Consider the following 22828-nt stretch of genomic DNA (forward strand, 5'->3'; position numbering starts at 1 on the left):
ATGGCGCTTTGTCCGTATTGCAATCTCCCCCCTTGAGGGGGAGATGCCTGGCAAGGCAGAGGGGGGTAGGCCACGCCAAATTCCTCAGCGTCGTGTACTATGAAGCCTTACAGCGTCCTTTGTGCGTTTGATAAACGCACGGCGCTGTAAAAGCCCCGGCCGCAATCCGGGGCTTTGTCATGTCCGGGGTGACAGGACCGCTTTCTCGATGAAGTCGGCAATTGCATCTGTGTCGTCCAGATCGAAGACGGGCAGGCTGCAAGCGGCAACGGCGTGATCGGCGGCAATTGCGAGAATATGCGGATCGTCGGGCGCAAGCGGGCTCTGCCGCTTTGCCTCAAGGCGTCGCGTTTCGATCTTGGGTATCGGGTCGCGCTTATAGCCCTCAACCAGTACTAGATCGCATGGCGCAAGCCGGTCAAGAATGTCTGAAAGGGAAGGTTCCGGCTCGCCGCGCAACTCCCGCATGATTGCCATGCGCTGTGCGGAAACCAATGCGACCTCCCTTGCGCCTGCCTGCCGGTGCCGGTGGCTGTCTGCGCCGGGCTTGTCCACATCCACGTCGTGATGGGCGTGCTTGACGGTGGAAACGACAAGACCGCGCGCGGTAAAAGCTGCGACCAGTCTTTCGGTAAGCCCTGTCTTGCCGGAATTTTTCCAGCCCGAAATCCCGAAAACGGCTTGCTGTCTGCTCATGATCCTGTTGCCAGAAAGGCCTCGGCTGCGGCGAGATCCTGCGGGGTGTTGACGTTGAAGAAGGGGTCGAACGAGCCGGACGGTGTTTCGAACGGCGGAAACTCGACCGTCACAATGCTCCGGCCTTCGAGAAAGTCCATCACTTTGCGGCTCTTTCCCTCGGCAAGCCAGCTTACCAGCTCATGCCGGAGGCTGGTGGGCCAGAATGCGATCACTGGATGCAGACGGTTGGACGAGGAAGCAATCGCAATCGCCTGATGAGGGGCTGGAGCATGTCCCGTGGCGGCGGCCGCGTGAAGGGTTTCCAGTGCCGCGCCAAGACGCCTGCCAAGATCTTTCGGGATGAAGGGCGAATCCACCGGCACCGTCAGCACATGGCTGGCGCGGGTTTCTGCAAAGGTCATGGCTGCGGCAATGCCCGCCAACGGACCGGGACGGTCGGGCAGGGGATCGGCAATACGGGCATAGCCCATACTGTCGCAAGGATCATTGCTGTTGATGGCAATCTCTTCCGCTTGGGGGCCAAGCCGTGCCAGCACATGGGCAAGCAGCGGTTTGCCCGCAAGCAATACCTCCGCCTTGTTTGCGCCCATGCGGCGAGAAAGCCCGCCTGCGAGAACAACAGCCGGAAAAGGAGGTCCGCTCATGCCCTGCGTGCCTCGCGGCGGCGCTTGCGCTCACGGCTGAACATGTAGAGGCCGGAGGCGACGATGATGACCATGCCCAGTGTCATGGTTGCGTCCGGCACTTCGCCGAATAGAATGTAGCCAAGCGCGATGGCCCAGAGCAGCCCCGAATAACGAAACGGCGCAATAAAGGAAATTTCGCCCGAGCGCATGGCAAGAATGATTGATTGATAGCCGATGAACATCAGCGCTGCCGCCGCGACGAGCAGGGCGAGAACTTGCGGTTCTATGCTCTGCCAGCCGCCCTGGAAGGGAATGATGGCCGCGCCCGCAACCGTGTTGCCGATGGCCGTCAGCAGGGTCACGACAATGGAGGGCGTGGCAACGTGGATACGGCTGGTGACGAGATCGCGCGTGGCGGCAAGAAAGACACAGGCGACCACGTAAAGTGCCGGTGCGGTAAAGCCTTCCGCTCCCGGCTTGATGATGATCATGACCCCGACAAACCCTGCGAAAATGGCAAGCCAGCGGCGCCAGCCAACCGGCTCGCGAAAGAAAATCGCCGCCCCGAAGGTTACGGCAAGCGGCAGGGATTGCAGAATGGCCGATGCATTGGCCAGTGGAATGAGAGAAAGGGCGGTGAGATAGGCAACGGAAGACAGCATTTCGCAAAGCACGCGCGTGCTGACCAGCCCGTTGCGCAGCGGTGCCAGGCTAAGGCCGATACCTTGAACGCGCATCAGCGCGTAGATCATCAGGCAGGCCAGTCCGCCGCGAACGAACATGATCTGGCCGACGCTGAGCGATGTTGTCAGCATTTTCGTCATGGCATCGTTGATGGTAAAGCCCGCCATGGCTGATGCCATGAACAGCGCGCCCTTCCTGTTGTTGAAACCGTTCACGCATGTCTCCCGAGACAGGATGCCACACATCCTGTCCATTCAGGCCCGTCCGTTCAGACTGTAAACCAGAGTCGTGAGACTACTTCACAATGCGTTGAACCGAAATCGGTTTTTGCTGGAAATGCTCTGCTGGTGACAATGATTATCCGCCAGTTACGCTCATATGGCGCGAAACAGCCGGCCGGCTGGTTGTGCGGTCGATGATGAAATCATGGCCCTTCGGCTTGCGGGTAATTGCCTCGTCAATGGCGCGCGCCAGCAATGTGTCGTCTTCGCTGGCTCTCAGCGCGCCGCGCAGGTCGGCGGCGTCGTTTTGGCCAAGGCACATATAGAGCGTGCCGGTGCAGGTCAGCCGGACGCGATTGCAGCTCTCGCAGAAATTATGGGTCAGCGGCGTAATGAAGCCAAGTCTGCCGCCGGTTTCCTCCACCCTCACGTAACGTGCGGGGCCACCCGTACGGTCAGGAAGATCGGTTAGCGTAAACTGGCGGGAAAGATCGGCCCGAACCGTGGTAAGCGGCAGATAGCGATCCGTGCGATCTTCTTCCACCTCGCCCATCGGCATGGTTTCGATCAGTGTCAACTCCATGCTACGCCCATGCGCAAACCGCATCAGATCGACGATCTCGTCCTCGTTGAAGTCCTTCAGCGCAACGGCATTCAGCTTGATGCGTATGCCTGCTGCAAGGGCCGCCTCAATGCCTTCCATCACGCGGGCCAGCTCGCCCCAACGGGTAATCTTGCGGAATTTTTCCGCATCGAGCGTATCGATGGATACGTTGATACGCCTGACCCCGGCACGCGCGAGATCTTGTGCATGGCGGGCCAGTTGCGAGCCGTTGGTGGTGAGGGTCAGTTCCTCCAATGCGCCGGTTTCCAGATGCCGCGACAAGGACTGGATGAGAAACATGATGTTCTTTCGCACCAGCGGTTCGCCGCCTGTCAGTCTCAGTTTGCGCACACCCTTGGCAATGAAGGCGGAACAGAGCCTGTCCAGCTCTTCCAGAGTCAGCAGATCTTTCTTCGGCAGAAAGGTCATGTTTTCCGCCATGCAATAGGTGCATCGAAAATCGCAACGGTCCGTCACCGAGACCCGCAGATAGGTGACGGCGCGGCCGAACGGATCGATCATGGAATTGCCATCTGCCGGGGCAGGCAGGACATTGGCCAGTATGCCGGGCGCAATATTCACATAAACCTCCTGATGTACCCATCCTATTTGGCGGGGCATCTGGCATCCGTCAAGGAAAGCCTCTCATATTGCCTTGAACTGGAAGGAAAGCGGTCGCATTTTTGTCGGCGCAATCTTCGGGCGTCGCATCAGCGCTCTAACGTGGGGAGTATCCAGCGGAAATCCATTGCATTTGCAGGTCAGGAGCTATACCCCCGAACAGGGAAGGAACAGGAGCCTTGAATGCCGGACGTCTGGCCAACGGAAATTCGCATATCGGAAGATCGCCGCCTGCTGACCATTCGTTTTGATGACGGCAAGGCCTATGGTTTGCCCGCAGAAATGTTGCGCGTGCTTTCCCCTTCCGCCGAGGTGCAGGGCCATGGGCCGGGGCAGAAAAAAACCGTGCCCGGCAAGCGAAATGTCACGATCCGCAATGCCATTGCCACGGGCAATTACGCCGTGCGCCTCGTCTTCGACGATGGTCACGATAGCGGCATTTTCACCTGGACCTATCTTCGTGAATTGGGGGAACAGGGCGCAGAAAAGTTTGCCGCCTATGAGCGAGAGCTTGCCGAGAAGGGGCTTGCGCGGGACTGAAACATCCGTGAGCAGGTGTGCCCCATGGGCAATGCTCCTGTGTTTACCGCTTGTAGATCAGCCAGCTCTTGTTGAATTCCTTTTGCATTCCCGCCTCGAACAGACGGGTGCAATTGCGCCCGGCATTCTTTGAACAGTAGAGGGCAAGATCGCTTCGGCTGTAAAGCTCCGTGGCGTCTTCACAGGCGCCAGCCATGGCCAGGCCGAGTGAGACCGTGACCGGACCATAATTCAAGCCGGTTCGTGAATTGCGGAATGGCGTCTGCTCCAGACTTGTGCGAATGCGCTCGCAAAGCCCATAGGCATCCGCCTGCGCAATGCCTTCGATGATAATCGCAAACTCCTCGCCGCCGGTGCGTGCAACGAAGGTTTCCGCTGGCACGTTCATGCGGATAACGCCGGCAACCGTTGCCAGAATCTTGTCGCCGACCGGGTGGCCGAAGCTGTCATTGATCTTTTTGAAATGATCGATGTCGATGAGGATCAGAGCCGTGCTCGGCAGGCTGGTGGGAAAGCCGAATAGCGAGGCTATCCTTTCATCGAATGCGCGCCGATTGGCCAGACGAGTGAGCGAATCGGTGTTGGCGATGCGTTTATACTCGTCGAGTTCACGCCGGACCGCGTCCATTTCCTGGGATTTTCGACTGACATTTTCGACCATTTCCTCGCCTTGCGCCATCGTGTCGCCGGTCGCACGAGTGAGGATGGTAATGGCGTTACGAATAAGATCGGCACTGGAGTGGTTCTTGGCATCGATGCGCTCATAGGTCTCGCCGAGAATGCGGTTATAGCTCAAAAGCGAGTCCTGCTCCCGGCGCAGCAGAAGCAGCAGGCCTTCGAGTTCGGCGGTCATGCGCGAATGGGCGCTTTCGATGATGCGTTCGGAACCGTGCAGGTTGAATTCTGCGGCGATCTGGTCCAGCTCTTCCTGTCCTGCGCGGCTGCCAAGGCTGTTCAAACGGCGGGTCAGCGCCGGATTGGAGCCGATATAGGCCTCGTAAAACAGCTCGTAGTTCCGCGGAATAGGCGCCACCCCCATCGAGCGCATGGCAAAAGCGATCTGCGCGGCAATGTCAGCAGTTGGCGCTTTCGGCGGTGGTGCCGGGCTCATGCTGGGTTCCAACCTCGTCATCATATGTCTTAATGCCATTTACAGAAAACAAGTATCGAAAGGTTTAAGCTCATTGCCTGCCTGTAAAAAAAATCACTAATTGTTTATACAAATCATTGCTTTTATATGCGGAAGCACTGCAACGAGCAGATGATTTGAATTTACGAACATGACGTATGTTTGAATTCTATTCAGGGTTTATCCTGGAAAAGGAAAGCAACTTCGGCATATATGGTAAACAAACTCGTATCTTACACGAAAGCGCCGCGCATCCTGCGAGACGCGCGGCGCTCCAAACGGAAGTATCGCATGGGTAAATCCCCCGCGAAGATGGTCGTTTTTAGCTCAGGTTGAATTCCTGGAAGAAGTCATTGCCCTTGTCGTCGGTGACGATGAAGGCCGGGAAGTCCTCGACCTCGATCTTCCAAACCGCTTCCATGCCCAGTTCGGGATATTCCAGCATCTCGACCTTTTTGATGCAATCCTGCGCAAGACGCGCTGCCGGGCCGCCGATGGAGCCGAGATAGAAGCCGCCATGGGCTTTGCAGGCCTCGCGCACGGCCCGCGAGCGGTTGCCCTTGGCCAGCATGACCATGGAGCCGCCGAAGGACTGGAACTGATCGACATAGCTGTCCATGCGTCCAGCCGTTGTCGGCCCGAAGGAGCCGGAGGCGAAGCCTTCCGGCGTCTTGGCGGGGCCAGCGTAATAGACTGGATGGTTTTTCATGTAGTCGGGCATTCCTTCGCCCTTTTCCAGCCGCTCGCGGATCTTGGCATGGGCAAGGTCGCGCGCCACGATGATCGTGCCGGTAAGCGAAAGGCGTGTCTTGACCGGATGCTTTGTCAGCTCGGCCAGAATGGCGCTCATCGGCTGGTTCAGATCGATCTTCACCATAGAAGAAGAAAGAGCGCTCTCGTCGATTTCCGGCATGTATTTCGACGGATCGGTTTCAAGCTGCTCGATGAAAATGCCGTCGCGGGTGATCTTTCCCTTGGCCTGACGGTCGGCGGAACAGGAGACACCAAGACCGATCGGCAGGGATGCGCCGTGCCGGGGCAGGCGGATGACGCGCACGTCATGACAGAAATACTTGCCGCCGAACTGCGCGCCGACGCCGAGCGACTGGGTGAGCTTGTGGATTTCCTGCTCCATCTCCAGATCGCGGAAAGCGTGGCCGGATTCCGAACCTTCGGTCGGCAGGTCGTCCAGATAGCGGGCGGAGGCGAGCTTTACCGTCTTCAGGTTCATTTCCGCCGAAAGCCCGCCGATGACGATGGCCAGATGATAGGGGGGACAGGCCGCCGTGCCGAGCGAGAGGATCTTGTCCTTGAGAAAATCGATCATCCGATCATGGGTCAGAAGCGACGGCGTGCCCTGATAGAGGAAGGTCTTGTTGGCCGAGCCGCCGCCCTTGGCCATGAACAGAAACTTGTAGGCGTCCTCGCCCTCTTCATAGAGGTCGATCTGGGCGGGCAGGTTGGTCCTGGTGTTCTTTTCCTCGAACATCTTCAGGGGCGCGAGCTGCGAATAGCGCAAGTTGCGCTTCTCGTAAGCATCGCGCACACCCTTGGCCAGCGCTTCGTAATCGCCGCCTTCGGTCCAGACCCGGCGACCCTTCTTGCCCATGACGATGGCCGTGCCGGTGTCCTGGCACATGGGCAACACGCCACCTGCGGCAATATTGGCGTTTTTCAGGAGGTCATAGGCCACGAAGCGGTCATTGTCGGTCGCTTCTGGGTCTTCCAGAATGGAGGCCAATTGCTTGAGATGGCCGGGACGCAGCAGATGGTTGATATCGGAGAGCGCGGTCTCGGCCAGAAGCCGCAGGCCCTCAGGATCGACGCTCAGGATTTCCTGACCCTTGAACGTCTCGACCGAGACGTAATCCGAGGTGAGCTTGCGGTAAGGAGTCGTGTCTTTGCCGAGAGGAAAGAGATCATCAGCCATCGCGGGACCTTTCATGCCGGAAGGGAGTGCATTCCGGTTTTCGTTAGTCCCGCGACGGAGAGTTTGCAAATGATTCTAAACTGGAGTTTGCGGCGCAACATTTGCGCCGCTTTACCTCACTTGGGGCCGATCATCAGTTCCGGCCGCACATACTGGTCGAACTCTTCATTGGTCAGATAGCCGCCGCCCACGGCTTCCTCGCGCAGCGTCGTGCCGTTCTTGTGGGCGGTCTTGGCGATCTTGGCGCAGATGTCGTAGCCGAGCTTGCTGTTCAGGGCCGTCACCAGCATCAGCGAATTTTCGACGCCCTTTTTGATATTGTCCTCGCGGGCCTCGATGCCGACCACGCAATTATCCGTGAAGGAGACGGCGGCGTCGCCCAGCAATTGCGAGGATTGCAGGAAATTATAGGCCATCATCGGGTTGAAGACGTTCAGCTCGAAATGCCCCTGGCTGCCCGCAAAGGTAATGGCTGCCTGATTGCCGAAGATATGGGCGCAGACCTGCGTCATGGCTTCCGACTGGGTCGGGTTGACCTTGCCGGGCATGATGGAGGAGCCGGGTTCGTTTTCCGGCAGCGCCAGTTCGCCAAGGCCGGCGCGCGGGCCGGAGCCGAGGAAGCGGATATCGTTGGCGATCTTGAAGCAGGCGGCGGCGGCGGCATTGATGGCGCCATGGGCAAAGACCATGGCGTCATGGGCGGCAAGCGCTTCAAATTTGTTGGGAGCCGTTACGAAGGGCAGGCCGGTGATCTTTGAGATTTCTTCCGCCACTTTTTCGGCAAAGCCGACCGGCGCATTGAGGCCCGTGCCGACGGCGGTGCCGCCCTGCGCCAGCTCGTAGAGGCCGGGCAGGGTGAGTTCGATGCGCTTGATGGCGGAGGCCACCTGCGCGGCATAGCCGGAGAATTCCTGCCCCAGCGTAAGCGGCGTTGCATCCTGCGTGTGGGTGCGGCCGATCTTGATGATATGGGCAAAGGCTTTCGCCTTGGCATCAAGGGCTTCGTGCAGGTGCTTCAGGCCCGGAATGAGGTGATGCACCACATGTTCCGCCGCCGCGATATGCATGGCGGTAGGATAGGTGTCGTTGGAGGACTGGCTCATGTTCACGTGATCATTGGGGTGAACGGGCTTCTTGGAGCCCATCACGCCGCCCAGCATTTCAATTGCGCGGTTTGAGATGACCTCATTGGTGTTCATGTTGGATTGCGTGCCGGAACCGGTCTGCCAGACCACCAGCGGGAAATGGTCGTTGAGCTTGCCCTCGATCACCTCCTGCGCAGCCCTTATGATAGCCTCGCCCAATGCGGGATCCAGCACACCCAGCGCCATGTTGGCGCGCGCCGCCGCCTGCTTGACGATGCCAAGCGCACGCACCACCGGCAGGGGCTGCTTTTCCCAGCCGATCTTGAAATTACCGAGCGAACGCTGAGCCTGCGCACCCCAGTAACGGTCGCTGGCAACGTCAATCGGGCCAAAGGTATCGGTTTCGGTGCGGGTCGCGGTCATGTCTGCCTGTTCCTCCTGCGGCGCGGCCCACGAAAAAGGGCGCGGGCCGGATATTTTAAAAATATGAGTTTTCCATACATGTATTTGCTGCGCTCGCAAAGCCTTTCGCGCTCGCGATTATGTCATCCAGGCGTGATGGCTTTGTGGCCTTTGCTTACTTTTTATTAAGGTGTTGCACCCTTAAACTTTCAAAGGCGTTAACCATGTGCAGGCCCGTGAATCGGGCCTTTCGATAACGCCTTGAGACAATATAGGCCTGAAATGTGCATTGCCATCATGGGGCGAAGCGCATTAAGGAAACCGGCAAAAGATGGCGGACATTCCGTCTCTGCCGAACGTGTTTCTGAATGGGGAAGCAGTTGCAAAATTCTCGACTTCACCGGGCTTGCGTGGCAGCCCTTCTTGCGGGCGTAACGCTGGTGGGCGCAGGCACCCAGCCTGTCATGGCAACCACGCTGATGGAACTGCTGCGCGGCGGGCCTGCCGCGCAGAAGCGCCAGCCGCCACCGCAGGAAGTCATTCCGCCCCAGCAGCTGGCCGATCCTGAGCCGCTGCAAAAAGTGGATGCTCCGAAATACTATACCTACAAGGCAGAAAAGCCCCGGCTGATTGCCATCACCGCACCGGCCACGCCCATTGCCGTGTTTGGCGCCGATCATGATATTGCGCAGGCGCAACTGGCCATGTCGCAGGTGCAGGTTTTTGCCGTGCCGGACGTGGCCCAGGCGGTTGAGGCCTATTACAACAATAAGGGCGCGCCGATCTGGGTCAGCGATGCCGGGGTGAGCGACAAGGGCCGTCAGGCGATGGAAGCGCTGGCCGGTGCCGAAGCCGTTGGGCTTGAGCCTGGCGACTACGCGGTCAAGGTGCCGGACGGGTTGGATGGCATGGATGCCGACGCACGCCGCAAGGCGCTGATGAAGGTGGAGCTTGATCTCTCCGCCAAGCTTCTGACCTATGTGCAGGATACGACGCGCGGACGGTTGGATCCCAACAAGATCTCCGGTTATCACGATTTCAAGCGCAAGGCCGTCAACCTGCAACCCGTGCTGGATCTTTTGCGCACCAGCCCGGATGTCGCTGCCTATCTACGCGGACGTGATCCGGCGAACCCGCAATTTGCCGCGCTCAAGACCGAGTTGCAGCGCCTGTTGAGCGAAGATCGTCAGCAGCAGCAGGCGCCGGTGCGCATCAAGCCGAACACCTTGCTGAAGCCCGGCGGCTCCAGCCCGGAACTGCCGAATATCATTGCTGGCGTCAAGGCATTTGGCAGCGATTCGCTGAAGACCGAACACGCCCTGACCCTGACCAATTATACCGGCGGCCTGGACTATACGCCTGAACTGGTGGCGCTGGTGGAAGGCTATCAGAAGGAGCGGGGCCTCAAGGCCGATGGCGTGATCGGCAATGCCACGATCCGCACCATGGTGGGCCATTCCAATGCGGAGAAGATCGAAAAACTGGTGATTGCCATGGAGCAGCTGCGCTGGCTGCCCAACGATCTGGGGCCGCGTTACGTCTTCATCAACCAGCCTGCCTTCGAGGCCTATTACATCAATGATCGCCAGCAGCAATTGGCCATGCGCGTTGTTGTGGGTGCGCCGCAGCACCAGACGTTCTTCTTCCAGAACATGATCCAGACGGTTGAGTTCAACCCTTACTGGGGCGTGCCGCGCTCGATCATCGTCAACGAATTCATGCCGAAACTGCGGCAGGATCCAAGCTATCTGGACAGGCTTGGTTACGAGGTGAGCTACAAGGGCCGCAAGGTTAACTCCTCGCAGCTCGACTGGAACGCAAATCCCGATGTGGATGTGCGTCAGCCGCCAAGCAGCGACAACGCGCTGGGTGATCTGAAGATCCTCTTCCCGAATGCCCATGCCATCTATATGCACGATACCCCCGCCAAGAGCTTTTTCAAGCGCGACATGCGCGCGCTCAGCCATGGTTGCGTGCGCTTGGCGGAGCCGCGCGTGATGGCCGCTGCCGTCATGGGAACGACGGTTGACGACATCAACCAGCAGATTGCCTCCGGCCAGAACCGTGCTGTGCAGGTGCCGCAGAAATTCCCGGTCTATGTTTCCTATTTCACAGCATGGCCCGACAAGGATGGTGCGGTGCGCTATTACGACGACATCTACAGCCGCGATGAAGCGACCCGAAAGGCATTCATCGCTACGTCGGAAGCCCGTCAGGCGCAGAGCTGAGGCGTTTGCGGCAGGCCATAAAAGCTCAAAACCCGGCAGAGATGCCGGGTTTTTTATTGCACTTGAAAAATCTTAGAGCATTTTCAGGAAAAGTGGAAACCGGTTTTCCGTCCGGAAATGCGTAAAAACAAACAGTTAGAGCCTTTCCCTGTTTCCATGAAACAGGGAAAGGCTCTAGAGAAACTCGCTCAATGCATCGCGCGATTGCAGCGTGCTGAACTCGATAGCCACGCCTTCCAGAAAGTGGCGCACCACCCGGCCGCGCATATTGCCAAGCCGAACGGGGGCGCCAAGATTGGGCCGGACGTCCACGGTGATTGCTGCCCCTGACAGGGAAAGGTCCATGATGCGGCAGGCATAGCTGCGGCCGTCTTCCAGATGTATTTCGGTCTGGGTCTTGCGTGGCGTGAGGCGGTCGTGACGACGGTCCTCGGGCAAGCCCAGCTCATGCTTGTTGGCAAGCCAGGTCAGTTGCGCGGCCAGCTTTTCCCGCTTGCGGTCTGTGGCGGTGATAGAAATGACAAAGCCGTCCTCGGTGCATTTCACCACGCTCCCTTCTATGCGTCCGACATGCTCGAGATAGGCGATGATGCGTTGGCCTGCGACTGGCCGGGCAGCGCAGAGAAAGCGCACGTCGCCGGGCGACATGTCCATGGTCACACAGGCATATTCGTCATGCGTGGGAAGCATCAGCCGACCTTCAAGCCGCACCGCAACGCGCTGGAAGGCGCGCTGAACATGCCGTCTCGCCGGTGCTGTGGAGTGCGAAGGTTGAAAGGAATACATGACATGCTTCTTAATAAAATGACCCTCACCATATATTAGAGAACATGTCTTAATAGAGGGTTGTGGGTTGCGCCGCCAATGTGTTCCGTCTTGACCCGCCTTTGGTGCCGGGTGGGTATTTCAGTGCTCGAGTCATTTCTGTAAAGAAATGAAAAATATATGTTTTCAAGCATTGTTGCCGATGGTGTGGACTGCGCCGGAAAATCGCCTTTCGCGATAAGCTGTGGATAAGGTTTTGCGCGCAAAGCGTTTATCCCCGTGTGCAGCGCTGCCTTCAGGCGATTTTCAAGGCAGGAGCGAATGCCTTGCCCAACAGAGAGATTCCACCGGGTTTCCTCCGTTTCTGGTTGCAAATAAAGGCACAATTAACGCTATGGGGGAATGTCGCTTGCTGCCTCCACATCTCTGTGACATGCATCTCGTGATTGTTCCTGCCGCCCGGTGCTACTGACCTCGGCTGCGAGCGGCATCGATCAGGTGAAGTGTCACGCCTTTTTATCGGCGCCGATACTTCATGCGTCATCTATTCGGCTATCACCTTGCCGTCCGGCCCAGCCGGACGGCTTTTTTGGTTTCCTTCATCGCAGCCAAGGCAGCAACCGGGTCTATTTGAAGGTGAGCGTTACGCCGGTCTTGTCATAGGCAATCTCCGCATCGCCGCCCTGAACGACCACCTCGGCAAATTTCCCCTCAAGCGTTCCGGCATAGATCAGGCGGATGGCTGTGCCTTTGGCGGGGGCGGCATTTGCGGCAATCTGTACGAGGAGGCGCGCATCGGCGATGTGGGCGGTCTTTGCGATGGTCAATGCCGGTTGATCGGATTTCGTCACAGTCAGGGCGACATTCGCATCCTTCGTGGCCGTAAACTGACCGTCGATCGCAACGGTCGCAGGGCTGTTGACCTGAAGCGTTCCGGCTTCGACGAAGACGTCGCCCTTGCCAAGCGCAGAGGGTGAGAGTGCTGCAAGCGTTCCGCCTGCGATGAGTGTGCCGCCGCCATAACTGTTTGCGCCGCTCAGCGATAACAGGCCGCTGCCGAGCTTCTTCAGCCTGCCCGCGCCGGAAATATCGTTTTTCCAGCTATCTGCGGCATGGTAGCCGCCCAGCCCGGCATCCATCGTCACCGTCACGTCGCCGTTGAAGGCGCCATAGCCATCGGCGGCGGCAAAGAGGTTTAGCCTGCCCCAACCTTCGGCGTCGTTGAGAATGGGATAGCCAGAGGCAATTTCGGTTGTCTTCAAGACCACGCGCCTTTGTTCCGCGCTCAGATAAGGCAGACGGGTTTCCAGTAGCACTTCCGCGCCCTTCGGCACGATTGGCGGCAGGTTTGCATCGGTAATCTGCGGATAGCCATAGGTCAGCCGCTGGTTGAAAAACGACTTGTTGGCCGCATAATTTGCAAAGCCGTCCTGCGGGATGGCCTGATGGGCGCGGGCGAAAAGCTCGGCAAAGCTCGTGCTGCCGGTCTCATGGCTCAGCCAGCTTTGCGTCTGCTGATAGGCCTCGGTTTTCAGCGGGGCATATTCCGAGCGGTTGAGATTATAGGCGACGACAGCGGTGGCCTGAACCCGACCGCCAATGACATCGAAGGTCTGATGCATTCCCGCGAGAATGCGGTTTTCGCCCATCAACATCGCGCGCGTCAGCATTTCCTGATAACGTTGCGGCACCAGATAGGCCATGGTCAGCGCATTGCGCCAGCCTTCGGCGGTGTGCCCGCTGGGAAAGCCGCCATCGCCTGCTGGCTTGGAGCTTTTGGCGGGCATCAGCTGCGGCAGCACGGCCACCTTGTCGCTGGCGCGGAAGGGGCGGGCATATTTGTAAAAGCGCTTGGCGGGTTCGGTCGAACCGTTTTCGCTTGTCGCATTCATAAGGTCCACGGCTTTGCCCAGATCGGCATTGTCCTTCGAGCCCACGCCGCGATCATTGCCCTTGTCGTCGTATTTCACCGTCGTTGCGTCCGGCGCCATGTCGGTGATCGTGGTGATCTGGCGCGTTCCCTTGCGCCAGGCCTCCGTCAATGGACCAAGGCCGTCGGTAATGCTGTAGGCCTTGTTGCGCCGGTCATCGAGATAGGCGGCAAGGGCCTGTTCCGGTGTGCGGGCCGCTGTCACCTTTTCGGAATAGGCAATATTGGCCTCGTGAATTTCCGGGTGTTTCTTCACCCCATCCGTAGCGCTGCCGGGCAGGCCATCCCAATCGGATTTGACAACGGCTGCGCAGCCATTTGCTTCGGGGGCGTCCTGATCGGCATCCACGAAGGCGCTTCTTGGCGTCCACAGGTCGAGGAAGCCCGACAGGACCCGCACACCGGCATTGGTTTCGAGGGTGGCCATGCAGGCGATGCCGCGCTGATTGGTTGCCCCTGTATCGACATAGGCCGGGACCCCGGAGGGCGCGGGAGCGCTGTCTTCATGCCCAAGGCCGGAAGGCGGGGCCGGGACGGACGAGCCTGCGGCAATGGCCAGCGCAGGCGTGAGCGCGGTGGCAAAGGCAAGCATGGGCAAAAGGCGGAATCGGCGCGACGATGACATGAAAAAGCCTCTCGGTTGCAAATGGCACGGGCATAAGCATGGCGCATGACGCCATCATGAAGGTGATGAGTATATTCATTCGTCAGGTTGCTGAATTAAATGAGAGGTCTTCACGCCCGTCAAGCGCTCTGTGTTTTCTATTCGTGACAAGTCTCTCCGTAACCCGTCCGGCGTCAGTCTGCTGTTATTGCTCAGTGGCGTTTTGTTGTCTTCTCTTTGTCTGTTTCCTGTTTTATGCCTTGCTGGCAGATAAAGGAACGCGCGCATATGAGTGACAGGCAGTGGGAGCCGCCCCGAGGCGAAGAGGACGAGAACGAGAACGAGGCTTTGGCCCCTCAGGGGGGGGCGGCACGGCGCGAACGTGAGCGCGTTTTCAACATTCCCGGACCATTGCTCAGCCTGCTGCTGTTCATGGGGGTTATTTTTGCCATTCAGAACTGGATCACCTCGGACGAAATTGCTGAGTGGATTACGCTCGAATTCGGCTTTCTGCCCGTGCGCTATACATTCCCTCTGGCCGAGCAGGATCTCGCCTGGCTCTGGACGCCCGTTACCTATTCGCTCCTGCACGGCAATGTGCAGCATTACCTTTTCAATGCCGTTGCGTTGGCGGCCTTCGGTACGCCGGTTTTCCTGCGCATCGGCTTGCTTCGCTTCATGGCGATGTGGCTGGTTTGTGCTGCTGGCGGTGCAGCGGTTCACGCGGCCTTGTTCTGGCAGGATCAAACCGTGCTGGTGGGCGCATCGGGTGTTATATCCGGGGTGATGGGTGGTCTGTGCCGGTTTGCGCTGGGTGCGGAGTTCAGGGAGCCCTGGTTTCGGGAGGAGCGTTTTCTAGTGCCGCGTATGACGGTGATTACATCGCTTCGCCGCCGCACGGTTGTCACCTTCGCGTTCGCCTATCTGCTGCTCAACAGTCTTGTGGCCTTCGGCATCAATCTTCTGGGTGGCGAATCGGGCGCTATTGCCTGGGATGTCCATATTGCCGGCTTCCTGATCGGATTTTTGGGTTTTGCCCTTTTCGACCGTTCGGGCGCTAGTGGCGCAAGCCACTCATAAGACTGCCGTTTTTCTGGACCGGTATATGAAAAGGCGGCGCGCTTCTATCTGCGCGTGTTGCATCCTCTCTAAAATAAAGGCACATTATCGTTATCGGCGGGTTGTTGGAGGACAACACGCCGCGCACCCGCAAAGGAGGCGGGCGCAGAGGGCAGTTGCAGCCGATGCTTTCTCCTTGGAATACGCCTTGGACCTGCCTGCCTGGATTTCGTGAATGCCGGAGATTTGCTGAAGGAGGGAAGCAATGTCTGTGACAGTCAGAATGATTCTGGATGAAAAGGGCCGCAACGTCGTTACCCTTGGTCCAACGGTGACGCTGGGGGAGGCCGCCGCAACGCTGCATCAAAACAAGATCGGTGCTGTCGTGGTGGTCGGTATGGAAAATCGCATAGTCGGGATTTTTACCGAACGCGATCTGGCCTCGGCAATCGGCCGCATGGGGGCGCAAGCGCTTGAGCTTCCGGTGTCCAAGTTCATGACCGCCAACGTCCATCGCTGCAACGAAGACAGCACGGTCAATGAGTTGATGGAGCTTATGAGCAGCAAGCGCTTCCGCCACGTTCCCGTGGAAAGCGACAGCAAGCTGATCGGCATCATCTCGATCGGCGACGTCGTGAAGCAGCGTATTCGCGAGGTGGAAATGGAAGCCGAACATATCAAGGCCTATATCGCAGGATAAGCGGCCCTAAATCAAAGACATGCTTCACGGGTCTGATGGTCCTTGAGGCGTGTCTTTGAACGCGAATATCATGCCGCTGAAGAAGCGATCTTTCCGTCACTTTGCACTGGTCCTGAAATAATGGGAGAGTGCCGCGGTTTCCGCTAATTATAGCGCCGATCTGACGATGGCGGCCGATATCGGACTGTCGCATACCGCCATCCGTCGGATATGGGCCGCATTCGGCCTGCATCCGCACCGTGCCGAAACGTTCAAGTTTTCCTCTGATCCGCTCTTCGTCGGCCTCTATATGTCGTCCCCGGACCGGGTGATATCATACTCTGCGTTGATGAGAAATCGCAAATCCAGACACTACATCGCTGTTCGCGGCGCTCGACATTACCGCCAGCGCGGTGATCGGCCATGGCTATAAGCGTCACCGGCAACCGAATTCCTCGACTTCCTGAAGCGGATCGACGCTGAAATGCCCGTTGGGCCGGACGTGCATCTGGTGATGGACACTACGCGACACACAAGACTCAGAGAGTCAAAGCATGGCTTGCGCGCCGTCCGCACTGGCATGTTTATTTCACGCCAACGTCGGCATTCTGGATCAATCAGGTCGAGCGCTGGTTCGCGGAGTTGACACCAAAGCAGTTGCAGCGCGGTGTACACCGCTCCACCGCAGAGTTGGAAGCTGACATCGACGCCTTCATCCAAAGCCACAACGAAAGACCAACGCCGTACAAGTGGGTCAAATCCGCCGACCAGATCCTCGCGTCCGTCAATCGCTTCAGCCAAAAGACAATAAACCGCACTTCAGATTCAGATGACTGCTGCATAATTTCTTAAATCGGAATCGATTTAAGAAATTATGCAGCAGATTTAAAATGCTACAGCGCCGTGCGTTTGACAAAACGCACGGCGCTGTAGCTGTGGGTGGGGCGTTCATTGCCACAATTTGCCCCTCATCGGTCTATTTTCCTTGTCTGAATTCATGTGTAAGCCCATATAAAACCACAGCAAGAGGAGTTTTCATGCGTGGTCTGAAATTGAACCTGTCCGCTTGTCTGGCGCTTGTCGTCCTGTCCGGCCCTTTGGTGTCCAGCCTGCCCGCCGTGGCTGAGGACAGTCGCGCCGTGCCGCAAAGCCGTGCCGACGTGCAGGCCTCCTTTGCGCCGCTGGTGAAGGAAACGCATGGCGCGGTGGTCAATGTCTATGCCGAACGCATCGTGCAGCGGCGCACCAATCCTTTTGCGGGCGATCCCTTCTTCGAGCAGTTTTTCGGACAGCGCTTTCCCAATCGCACGGAAAAGCAATCGTCTCTAGGCTCTGGCGTGATCGTGGAATCCAATGGGACCGTGGTGACGAATAACCACGTGGTCGAAGGGGCAGATGACATCAAGGTCGCCCTGTCAGATGGCCGCGAATTTCCGGTGAAGGTGCTGCTCAAGGACGAGCGGCTGGATCTGGCGGTCCTGAAAATCGACGCGAAGGAAAGCCTGCCTGTTCTGAAAATTGCCGATTCCGACCGGATCGAGGTGGGTGATCTGGTTCTGGCCATCGGCAACCCCTTCGGTGTGGGGCAGACGGTGACGAGCGGTATCGTCTCCGGTCTGGCGCGCAACCAGGTGTCAGAGGGCGATTTCGGCTTCTTCATTCAGACCGATGCCGCCATCAATCCGGGCAATTCCGGTGGCGCGCTGATGAACATGAATGGCGAGCTGATCGGCATCAATACGGCGATCTTCTCCAAGGGTGGCGGTTCCAATGGCGTGGGCTTCGCCATTCCCGCCAATCTCGTAAAGGTCTTTCTCGCTGCCGCCGATCGCGGCGCCAAGAATTTCGAGCGACCTTATGTCGGTGCGACTTTCGAGCCTGTAACATCGGACGTGGCCGAAGCGCTGGGCCTCAAGCGGGTTCTGGGGGCGCTTGTGGTCAAGACCGTCGAGGGTGGTCCGGCCGCCAAGGCCGGGATCAAGGCCGGTCAGGTGGTGACGGCGGTGAACGGCATTCCGGTCGAGCATCCCGATGCGCTGAACTACCGCCTGACAACCTCCGGCGTTGGCAAGCCGGTAACGCTGACAGTGGTGGACGAGGGCCGGGAGCATGACATCTCCCTCAGCCTCAGCGGTGCGCCGGAAACGCGCCCGCGCGAAGAGCAGGTGATTTCCGGGCAAAATCCCTTCAGCGGCACCACGGTTGGCAATCTTTCGCCAAAGCTTGCCTATGAGCTGCAAATGGCTACCGATGCCACGGGCGTTGCGATTACCAAGGTGGCCGATGGCTCCGTCGCGGAACGGCTGGGCTTCAAGGCAAAGGACATCATCCTGTCCATCAACGGCCAGACTGTTGAAAGCACAGCCGATGTGGTGAAGATCACCCGCACGCAGCCGAATTTCTGGCGGGTGGAAATCAACCGTGACGGTCAGACCCTGAGGCAGATTTTCCGATGAGTGATCTCTTTGCTCCGCATCTCAGCGAGGACATGGCGTCGAGGCGGCCGCTGGCCGACCGTTTGCGTCCGCAAACCCTCGCCGAGGTGACGGGGCAAGAGCATCTGACGGGAGAGGACGGTGTCTTGCGGCGCATGATTGCCGCAAACTCCATCGGCTCCATGATCTTCTGGGGGCCGCCCGGCACCGGCAAAACCACGGTGGCGCGGCTGCTTTCCGGCGAGACGGGACTGGCTTTCGAGCAGATTTCCGCGATATTTTCCGGCGTTGCCGACCTCAAGAAAGTGTTCGAGACGGCCCGCACCCGGCGCATGGCAGGCCGCCAGACGCTGCTGTTCGTGGATGAGATCCATCGCTTCAATCGCGCCCAGCAGGATAGCTTTCTTCCCGTCATGGAGGATGGCACCATCATTCTGGTCGGGGCCACCACGGAAAACCCATCCTTCGAGCTGAACGCCGCTCTGCTGTCACGCGCGCGTGTGCTGACCTTCCGTCCGCATGATGGCGAGAGCCTTGAAACGCTGTTGCAGCGGGCCGAGACGGCGGAGGCAAAGCCGCTGCCGCTGGACGAAGAGGCCCGCCAAAGCCTGCTGCGCATGGCCGATGGCGATGGCCGCGCTGCGCTGACGCTGGCCGAGGAGGTCTGGAGGGCGGCGCGCACGGGCGAGGTTTTCGATACGCAAGGCCTGTCACGCATTGTGCAGCGTCGGGCGCCGGTTTACGACAAGGGGCAGGATGGGCATTACAATCTCATCTCCGCTCTGCACAAGGCCGTGCGCGGCTCGGACCCGGATGCCGCGCTTTATTATCTCTGCCGCATGTTCGATGCGGGCGAAGACCCGCTTTATCTCGGCCGCAGACTGGTGCGCATGGCGGTGGAGGATATAGGGCTTGCCGATCCGCAGGCGCTGGTGATCTGTAACGCCGCAAAGGATGCCTATGACTATCTGGGCTCGCCGGAGGGGGAGCTGGCGCTGGCTGAGGCCTGCGTCTATCTTGCCACCGCACCGAAGTCCAACGGGGTCTATACCGCCTACAAGGCGGCCATGCGGGCGGCAAAGGAAAACGGGTCGTTATTGCCGCCCAAGCATATTCTCAACGCGCCGACCAAGCTGATGAAAGGCGAGGGTTATGGCGAGGGCTATCTTTACGATCACGACCAGCCGGATGCCTTTTCCGGACAGGACTATTTCCCGGAAAAAATGGGCCGCCAGACCTTTTACGATCCACCTGAACGTGGGTTCGAACGTGAAATCCGCAAACGGCTGGACTGGTGGACAAAGCTGAGGCGCGAGCGTCAGAGGGGGTAAGCTACCCTGCTTCTCAACCTGCTTTTTTCAGGGGTGGAGCTATCATCTTCACGGAGGAGTCCGCCAATCCGTGATGGCCCTCCATATCGACGATCAGGTGCCAATGGGCGCTTTCGGGAATGACGAGCTTGACCGGGGCCTTCTTGGCAACGCCACCGGCATATTTATAATCCAGCCCCTCCTTGAAGCGCTGGAAATTCGTCGCGGTCATCAGGCGCACATTGTTTACCGCCGAGAGAGAGACCTCGATAATCGCGCCTGCGCGCAATTCCTTCAGGTCGTAATGGGTGAAACGGAAGCTGACCTTGCTCACCGGCATCCTCCACAATGCTTGCCATGGTGTTACACCCCTCCGAGAATGCCGCCTCAGTGCAAACAGGGCACAGCGATTACGGCATGTCGGGGTGGATGTGTGTCTAAATTAGATTGTTCGACTTAATAAAAAGTAACAATCCTTTCTGGAACCTTGCCGGAAAATCGACGTTTGGCTGACAGGAAATGGCCTTGGACGCGGCTGATTTACGCCGTTCTCCATTGCTACTTCATACCTCCCAACCTCCAGTCCCCCGTTTCGGCCTTGTGCCGGGCGGGGTCTTTTTTTAAAGCATAATCCGACCGGAATGAAACGAGGATCGACAAGATTATGCTTCAAAAATAAGATGTTAGAGCACCGATCTGATTGAATCAGATCGAAAGGCGCTCTAACTGCCGGCCTTTTTCAGCCGCAGCGCGTTGGTCAGCACGAAAACACTGGAAAGCCCCATGGCCGCGGCGGCAAACACCGGTGAGAGCAGCGTACCGTTGACGGGATAAAGCGCACCGGCGGCAACGGGAACAAGCAGGATATTATAGCCGAAGGCCCAGAACAGATTCTGGCGGATATTGGCGAGAACCGCGTGGCTGAGCGCGATTGCGCGGCAAACGCCGGTCAGTTCGCCGCCCATCAGCACCACGTCGGCGCTTTCAATGGCAATGTCCGATCCGGTGCCGATGGCTATGCCGACATCGGCAGCCGAAAGGGCCGGGGCGTCATTGACGCCATCGCCCACGAACGCCAATGTGCCATTGGCCTTCAACCGGTTGATGGCTTCCACCTTGCCGCCTGGCAGCACGTCCGCCACGATGTGGTCGATCTCCAGCATGGTGCCGATCGCTTCGGCCGTGCGGCGATTGTCTCCGGTAATCATTGCCACCTTGAGGCCCATGCCATGCAGGGTGGCAATGGCTTCTGCCGAGTCCGGCTTGATGGGGTCGGCCACGGCCAGCAGGGCCAAGGCCTTGCCATCCACGGCGAGGTAAAGGGGGGTGCGGGCCTGCTCGGCCAGTGCTTCTGCTCTCTCTGTAAAGGTTTCGAGATCGATACCCGCCTTGCGGATGGCGCGATCGGCGCCGATCAGCACCTCATGCCTGTCCACTATGCCCCGGACACCGAAGCCGGGCTCGGATTGGAAGCCGGTGACGGGCAGGAGCGTTGCACCATCGGCCTTGGCGGCAGCCGTTATGGCCGTCGCCACAGGGTGTTCCGAATGCGCCTCAAGGCTTGCCGCCAGACGCAGCAAGGCGTGCCGGTCGAGCCCGGCGCCGGAGGAAACCGTGCTGTCCGGCTCGAGCATGATGAAATCCGTCAGCTCCGGCTTGCCGCGGGTCAGTGTGCCGGTCTTGTCGAGAGCGACCACGCAGACATCCTTGAGGCTTTGCAGGGCTTCGCCCCGGCGAAACAGCACGCCAAGCTCGGCGGCGCGGCCCGTTCCCACCATGATCGACGTCGGCGTGGCAAGCCCCATGGCGCAGGGGCAGGCAATGATGAGAACCGCCACCGTATTGACCAGCGCATGGGACAGCGAGGGTGTCGGGCCAAATGCCAGCCACAGGCCAAACGTCAAAAGGGCTGCCGCCATGACGGCAGGCACGAACCAGGCCGTTACGCGATCCACCATGGCCTGCACCGGCAGTTTCGAGCCCTGCGCATCTTCCACCATGCGGATAATCTGGGCCAGAAGCGTTGCCGCACCCACTTTTTCCGCCTGAAAGCGGAAGGCGCCATTGGTGTTGATCGTGCCGCCGGTAACGCTGCTTCCGGGATGTTTTTCCACGGGCAGGGGTTCGCCGGTCATCATGGATTCGTCGATGAAGGAATGGCCCTCGATGACCCTGCCATCCACGGCTATCCTTTCGCCGGGGCGCACGTCGATAAGATCGCCCACGAAAATTTCACCGATCGCCACGTCGCGCATCTCGCCATCGCGCATGACGCGGGCCGTTTTCGGGGCAAGATTGACAAGCCGCTTGATGGCCTGGCTGGTTCGTCCCTTTGCGCGGCTCTCCAGCATCCGGCCCAGCAGAACCAGCGTGACGATAACCGCCGCCGCTTCATAATAGACATGGACGGTGCCAGCGGGCATGAGCTGCGGCGCAAAGGTTGCAACAGCGGAATAGCCGAAGGCGGCGCTGGCGCCCAGCACCACCAGCGAATTCATATCCGGGCCGCCATGCAGCAGGGCGGGAATGCCACGGCGGAAAAAGATCAGGCCCGGCCCGAACAGGACCAGCGCCGTCAGCACGAATTGCAGGCGCCAGCTTACATCTTCGCCCAGACTGTGCATCACCCACATATGCAGGGCAGGCGAGACGTGCCCACCCATTTCGACAAGGAATACCGGCAGGGCAAGCAGCGCGCTGGTGACGGTTAGCAAAGTGAGATGGCGGGTTTCCTGCGCGCGTCTGTCCGGCTGATCCTCCGCTGCGGCCTCAGCCGGTGAATGGGCCACGCGCTGGTGAAAACCCGCGCTTGCAAGGGCGGCTTGCAAGGCCTGGTCCTCCACCCCTTCGAGCGTGCTGAGGCTGGCCTTTTCCGTCGCGAGATTGACGTTGGCGCTGATAACGCCGGGCACTGTGCGCAGGGCTTTTTCGACGCGCCTTACACAGGAGGCGCAGCTCATGCCCTCAATTTCCAGTTCGCGATGGTGCAGGCGCGGCGCATATCCAGCCTTCGAAATTGCTTCCAGCACGCCGTCCAGATTGCCACCTTCGCCAAGGGTGATGCTGGCCTTTTCCGTTGCGAGATTGACCACAGCCGCCTCGACGCCGGGTGCGGCAAGAATGGCTTTCTCGACGCGCCGCACGCAGGAGGCACAGCTCATGCCATCGATGGCTATGTCTGCTCTGGCTGTGTCAGCCAAGCGGGCGGGGCTGGTCATAGGGTTCTCCATGGTCCTGTACTGCGTGTTCGCTATCAGGATAGGGCTTCCCATTATGG

Annotated in this window: 17 protein-coding genes and 1 pseudogene; 7 read left to right on the forward strand and 11 right to left on the reverse strand. The window is 58.9% G+C overall.

Annotated elements, in window-relative coordinates; all coding sequences use genetic code 11:
* Positions 1–177: 177 nt before the first annotated feature.
* From mobB to moaA, 4 genes are all read right to left on the reverse strand, one after another.
* On the reverse strand, positions 178–696 hold the full coding sequence (mobB, locus tag T424_RS0118970) for a molybdopterin-guanine dinucleotide biosynthesis protein B (protein WP_027489105.1): 519 nt from the start codon (positions 694–696) through the stop codon (positions 178–180).
* Positions 693–1343, reverse strand: coding sequence for a molybdenum cofactor guanylyltransferase MobA (mobA, locus tag T424_RS0118975; RefSeq protein WP_027489106.1), 651 nt, complete (start codon positions 1341–1343; stop codon positions 693–695). Before mobA ends, mobB begins: the two co-directional genes overlap by 4 nt.
* Entirely contained in the window at positions 1340–2224 is an 885-nt protein-coding gene (locus T424_RS0118980) for a DMT family transporter (protein ID WP_037068451.1), read from the reverse strand. Before T424_RS0118980 ends, mobA begins: the two co-directional genes overlap by 4 nt.
* A gap of 142 nt (positions 2225–2366) precedes the next feature.
* Positions 2367–3356: a GTP 3',8-cyclase MoaA gene (moaA, locus tag T424_RS0118985; RefSeq protein ID WP_051559293.1), complete on the reverse strand. Its 990-nt coding sequence runs from the start codon at positions 3354–3356 to the stop codon at positions 2367–2369.
* 282 nt (positions 3357–3638) lie between these two features.
* Between moaA and T424_RS0118990 the strand changes: the two genes are divergently transcribed.
* A complete protein-coding gene (locus tag T424_RS0118990; RefSeq protein WP_027489109.1) occupies positions 3639–3995 on the forward strand; it encodes a gamma-butyrobetaine hydroxylase-like domain-containing protein in 357 nt (118 codons plus the stop codon).
* A gap of 43 nt (positions 3996–4038) precedes the next feature.
* Here the strand turns inward: T424_RS0118990 and T424_RS0118995 are convergent, their stop codons facing one another.
* The 3 genes from T424_RS0118995 to fumC all read right to left on the reverse strand — a co-directional run bounded on the left by T424_RS0118995 (position 4039) and on the right by fumC (position 8562).
* Positions 4039–5106, reverse strand: coding sequence for a GGDEF domain-containing protein (locus T424_RS0118995; RefSeq protein ID WP_027489110.1), 1068 nt, complete (start codon positions 5104–5106; stop codon positions 4039–4041).
* Positions 5107–5446: 340 nt separating this feature from the next.
* Entirely contained in the window at positions 5447–7069 is a 1623-nt protein-coding gene (locus tag T424_RS0119000) for a fumarate hydratase (RefSeq protein ID WP_407921407.1), read from the reverse strand.
* A 101-nt stretch (positions 7070–7170) separates the two neighbouring features.
* Positions 7171–8562, reverse strand: coding sequence for a class II fumarate hydratase (fumC, locus tag T424_RS0119005; protein ID WP_027489112.1), 1392 nt, complete (start codon positions 8560–8562; stop codon positions 7171–7173).
* Positions 8563–8921: 359 nt separating this feature from the next.
* On the opposite strand from fumC, the gene T424_RS0119010 reads away from it, so the two are divergent.
* Positions 8922–10769, forward strand: a complete 1848-nt coding sequence (locus T424_RS0119010; protein ID WP_027489113.1) for a L,D-transpeptidase family protein — start codon at positions 8922–8924, stop codon at positions 10767–10769.
* Positions 10770–10943: 174 nt separating this feature from the next.
* On the opposite strand, the gene T424_RS0119015 is transcribed toward T424_RS0119010, so the two are convergent.
* Entirely contained in the window at positions 10944–11555 is a 612-nt protein-coding gene (locus T424_RS0119015) for a PilZ domain-containing protein (RefSeq protein WP_027489114.1), read from the reverse strand.
* A 605-nt stretch (positions 11556–12160) separates the two neighbouring features.
* Positions 12161–14089, reverse strand: a complete 1929-nt coding sequence (locus T424_RS0119020) for an acid phosphatase (protein WP_027489115.1) — start codon at positions 14087–14089, stop codon at positions 12161–12163.
* Between the two features lie 267 nt (positions 14090–14356).
* Here T424_RS0119020 and T424_RS0119025 point away from each other — a divergent pair, with 267 nt between their 5' ends.
* The 5 genes and pseudogenes from T424_RS0119025 (at position 14357) to T424_RS0119040 (ending at position 19572) form a co-directional block, all read left to right on the forward strand.
* A complete protein-coding gene (locus tag T424_RS0119025; RefSeq protein ID WP_027489116.1) occupies positions 14357–15148 on the forward strand; it encodes a rhomboid family intramembrane serine protease in 792 nt (263 codons plus the stop codon).
* 244 nt (positions 15149–15392) lie between these two features.
* Positions 15393–15827, forward strand: coding sequence for a CBS domain-containing protein (locus T424_RS0119030; RefSeq protein ID WP_027489117.1), 435 nt, complete (start codon positions 15393–15395; stop codon positions 15825–15827).
* A gap of 163 nt (positions 15828–15990) precedes the next feature.
* A pseudogene (locus T424_RS23110) lies at positions 15991–16658 on the forward strand (transposase); the annotation flags it as partial.
* Between the two features lie 185 nt (positions 16659–16843).
* Complete coding sequence (locus T424_RS0119035) at positions 16844–18262, forward strand: DegQ family serine endoprotease (RefSeq protein WP_027489118.1); 1419 nt, start codon at positions 16844–16846, stop codon at positions 18260–18262.
* Positions 18259–19572 (forward strand): replication-associated recombination protein A, encoded by a 1314-nt coding sequence (locus T424_RS0119040; RefSeq protein WP_027489119.1) that lies wholly within the window; start codon positions 18259–18261, stop codon positions 19570–19572. Before T424_RS0119035 ends, T424_RS0119040 begins: the two co-directional genes overlap by 4 nt.
* Positions 19573–19585: 13 nt before the next feature.
* Here T424_RS0119040 and T424_RS0119045 read toward each other — a convergent pair whose 3' ends face one another.
* Together T424_RS0119045 and T424_RS0119050 are read right to left on the reverse strand one after the other, a co-directional pair.
* The gene (locus T424_RS0119045) at positions 19586–19885 is read right to left on the reverse strand and encodes a DUF1883 domain-containing protein (protein ID WP_027489120.1); all 300 of its coding nucleotides are present in this window, start codon (positions 19883–19885) and stop codon (positions 19586–19588) included.
* Positions 19886–20273: 388 nt separating this feature from the next.
* Complete coding sequence (locus T424_RS0119050; RefSeq protein ID WP_027489121.1) at positions 20274–22769, reverse strand: heavy metal translocating P-type ATPase; 2496 nt, start codon at positions 22767–22769, stop codon at positions 20274–20276.
* Positions 22770–22828: the final 59 nt, after the last annotated feature.

The organism is Allorhizobium undicola ORS 992 = ATCC 700741 (assembly GCF_000621665.1).
GTDB classification, from domain to species: domain Bacteria; phylum Pseudomonadota; class Alphaproteobacteria; order Rhizobiales; family Rhizobiaceae; genus Allorhizobium; species Allorhizobium undicola.

What these genes read in the sequence shown, in the direction of transcription:
- T424_RS0119025 (WP_027489116.1), top strand. Translation starts at nt 14,357, where the DNA reads ATGAGTGACAGGCAGTGGGAGCCGCCCCGAGGCGAAGAGGACGAGAAC.
- T424_RS0119040 (WP_027489119.1), top strand. Translation starts at nt 18,259, where the DNA reads ATGAGTGATCTCTTTGCTCCGCATCTCAGCGAGGACATGGCGTCGAGG.
- fumC (WP_027489112.1), bottom strand. Translation starts at nt 8,562, where the DNA reads ATGACCGCGACCCGCACCGAAACCGATACCTTTGGCCCGATTGACGTT.
- T424_RS0119030 (WP_027489117.1), top strand. Translation starts at nt 15,393, where the DNA reads ATGTCTGTGACAGTCAGAATGATTCTGGATGAAAAGGGCCGCAACGTC.
- T424_RS0119035 (WP_027489118.1), top strand. Translation starts at nt 16,844, where the DNA reads ATGCGTGGTCTGAAATTGAACCTGTCCGCTTGTCTGGCGCTTGTCGTC.
- mobA (WP_027489106.1), bottom strand. Translation starts at nt 1,343, where the DNA reads ATGAGCGGACCTCCTTTTCCGGCTGTTGTTCTCGCAGGCGGGCTTTCT.
- T424_RS0119000 (WP_407921407.1), bottom strand. Translation starts at nt 7,069, where the DNA reads ATGAAAGGTCCCGCGATGGCTGATGATCTCTTTCCTCTCGGCAAAGAC.
- T424_RS0119020 (WP_027489115.1), bottom strand. Translation starts at nt 14,089, where the DNA reads ATGTCATCGTCGCGCCGATTCCGCCTTTTGCCCATGCTTGCCTTTGCC.
- T424_RS0118995 (WP_027489110.1), bottom strand. Translation starts at nt 5,106, where the DNA reads ATGAGCCCGGCACCACCGCCGAAAGCGCCAACTGCTGACATTGCCGCG.
- moaA (WP_051559293.1), bottom strand. Translation starts at nt 3,356, where the DNA reads ATGATCGATCCGTTCGGCCGCGCCGTCACCTATCTGCGGGTCTCGGTG.
- T424_RS0119050 (WP_027489121.1), bottom strand. Translation starts at nt 22,769, where the DNA reads ATGACCAGCCCCGCCCGCTTGGCTGACACAGCCAGAGCAGACATAGCC.
- T424_RS0118990 (WP_027489109.1), top strand. Translation starts at nt 3,639, where the DNA reads ATGCCGGACGTCTGGCCAACGGAAATTCGCATATCGGAAGATCGCCGC.
- mobB (WP_027489105.1), bottom strand. Translation starts at nt 696, where the DNA reads ATGAGCAGACAGCAAGCCGTTTTCGGGATTTCGGGCTGGAAAAATTCC.
- T424_RS0119015 (WP_027489114.1), bottom strand. Translation starts at nt 11,555, where the DNA reads ATGTATTCCTTTCAACCTTCGCACTCCACAGCACCGGCGAGACGGCAT.